This window comes from Calidithermus terrae, from assembly GCF_003574345.1.
GTDB lineage: Bacteria > Deinococcota > Deinococci > Deinococcales > Thermaceae > Calidithermus > Calidithermus chliarophilus.
In genome coordinates this window covers 1-2212 of the sequence record NZ_QXDL01000366.1, presented here as the reverse complement: position 1 = coordinate 2212, position 2212 = coordinate 1, and the positions used below count along the sequence as shown (strand labels likewise).

At 67.1% G+C, this 2212-nt stretch carries 2 protein-coding genes; both read left to right on the top strand.

The window, feature by feature from the left end; translation table 11 throughout:
- On the top strand, positions 1–792 hold a 792-nt coding region (locus Mterra_RS20755), incomplete at its 5' end, for a PDDEXK family nuclease (RefSeq protein WP_119316814.1).
- 75 nt (positions 793–867) lie between these two features.
- Positions 868–2034, top strand: coding sequence for a glutamine-hydrolyzing carbamoyl-phosphate synthase small subunit (gene carA, locus Mterra_RS20750; protein WP_119316813.1), 1167 nt, complete (start codon positions 868–870; stop codon positions 2032–2034).
- The last annotated feature ends 178 nt before the right edge of the window (positions 2035–2212 follow it).

The window sequence follows — 2212 nt, the reverse complement described above, 5'->3', positions numbered from 1 at the left end:
GGGGGAGGCGGGCGGCCCGAAGCCCCCCCGCCGCAGCCCCAGGCCCAACCCCAGCCTCAGCCCCAGCCCAAGCGCCCCAGCATCAAGGTCGCCGACTACCTGGCCGAGGTGGGGCTGCAGCTCAAGCCCAGCCTGCCCCCCGCCAACGAGGCCGAGGACCGGGCGCTCGAGCGCCTCGCCGGGTTCATGGGCGAGCGCTATTCGGCCTTCGAGGGGCTCTACGCCCGCCTCAAGAGCTCGGCCACCCGCGGCGGCGCCGACTTCCAGTACTCCCTCAGCGCCCTCAGCCAGCAGGACATCGGCACCAACACCCAGATCTGCTTGTGGCTGAAGGAGGCGGGGCTCTTGCGCAACTACTCCTACTCCAACAAGCAGCGGCGCATCTACGCCCGCCCCAGCAACGAGGGCAAGCACCTCAACTTCCTCACCGGGGGCTGGTTCGAGCGCTTCGTGCGCCAGCGGGTGCAGCTCAGCCTGCGGCGGCGCAACGTAGCCCATGACCTCGAGGCCAACCCCCACATCCTCTACCCCAACGGCGACCGCTTCGAGGTTGACCTGCTGGTGCGCACCGCCAACCGCTTCCTGCTCGTCGAGTGCAAGACCGGCGAGTTCGACGAGGCCCTCGACCGCCACCAGCGCATCGCCTCCGACCTGCGCATCCCGGCCAAGCAGGTGCTCTACGTGCTGCTGGGCATCCCCGAGCCGGTGCTCGACGAGCTGAGCGGCCAGTGGGGCTTCACCTTCGCCAACGAGAAGACCATCGACGAGCAATTGGAGGCCGTGCTGGTCTGAGGCCGGCCGCGCCGCAAAGGTGCCGGGGGCCACGTTGAAAGCTGCCGCGGCGCGGCATAGAATGCGGAGATTGCGATGAAGGAACGTGCAGTTTTGGTCCTCGAAGACGGTACCACCTACCACGGCTACGCCTTCGGCCACCGGGGCAAGAACGTGGGCGAGGTGGTGTTCAACACGGCCCAGACCGGCTACCAGGAGATCCTCACCGACCCCTCCTACAACGGCCAGATCGTGGTCATGACCTACCCCCACCAGGGCAACTACGGGGTCAACGTCTTCGACATGGAGTCCAACCGCCCCTGGGTGCGCGGCTTCGTGGCCCGCGAGTTCAGCACCTACGCCGCCGGGCCGCGCGCCCAGCAGAGCCTGGGCGAGTTCATGGCCGAGCACGGGGTGGTGGGGCTGGAGGGCATCGACACCCGTGCCTTAGTGCGCAAGATCCGCGAGGGCGGCGTGCTCAAGGGGGTCATCGCCCACGCCACCCACTTCGGCGACCCCAAGCACCGCTTTACCCAGGCCGACCTCGAGGCCCTGCGCGAGGAGGCCCGCACCTGGAAGGACATCGACGGGCGCGACATGACCCCCGAGGTCTCCACCCCGCTGCCCTACCAGTTCCCCACCTTCAAGGGCAAGCGCCGCATCGTGGTGATGGACTTCGGCATCAAGCACGCCCAGATGCGCTACATGGCCGAGCTGGGCTTCGAGCTCATCGTGGTGCCCGGCAAGACCAGCCCGGCGCAGATCATGGCGCTCGAGCCCGCCGGGCTCTTCGTCTCCAACGGCCCCGGCGACCCCTCCATGCCCCGCTACGCCCACGAGACGCTGTGGAAGCTGATGGGGCTGTTGCCCACCTTCGGCATCTGCCTGGGCCACCAGCTCCTGGGCCTGGCCGCCGGGGGGCGCACCTTCAAGCTCAAGTTCGGGCACCGGGGGGCCAACCACCCGGTGAAGAACCTGCTCACCGGCAAGGTCGAGATCACCAGCCAGAACCACGGCTACGCCGTAGACCCCGACTCCCTCAAGGAGTTCCGCCCCACCCACATCAACCTCAACGACGGCACCCTCGAGGGCATGGCCCACCTGCGCTACCCGGTCTTCAGCGTGCAGTACCACCCCGAGGCCTGCCCCGGCCCCCACGACTCGCTCTACCTCTTCCAGCGCTTCCTCGAGGAGGTCGACGCCTTCCACGGCGTGACTGGAATGCCGGTAGAAAAGCAGCGTATGGACAAACTCGGAATCTGACGAACCGAGTTCGGCAAAGACAATTTGCCGTTTTTCAGCCGAGCTATTAGAATGCCTGCAAGTTGATCTTGGAGGCATCGATGAAAGCGTTGCGTTATCTGGGAATCGTGGTCTGTCTCGTAGGTTGTGCGCCAGTCGCGGTGCCGGAGGGCGCCGCGACTGGCGCACAACCTACGAG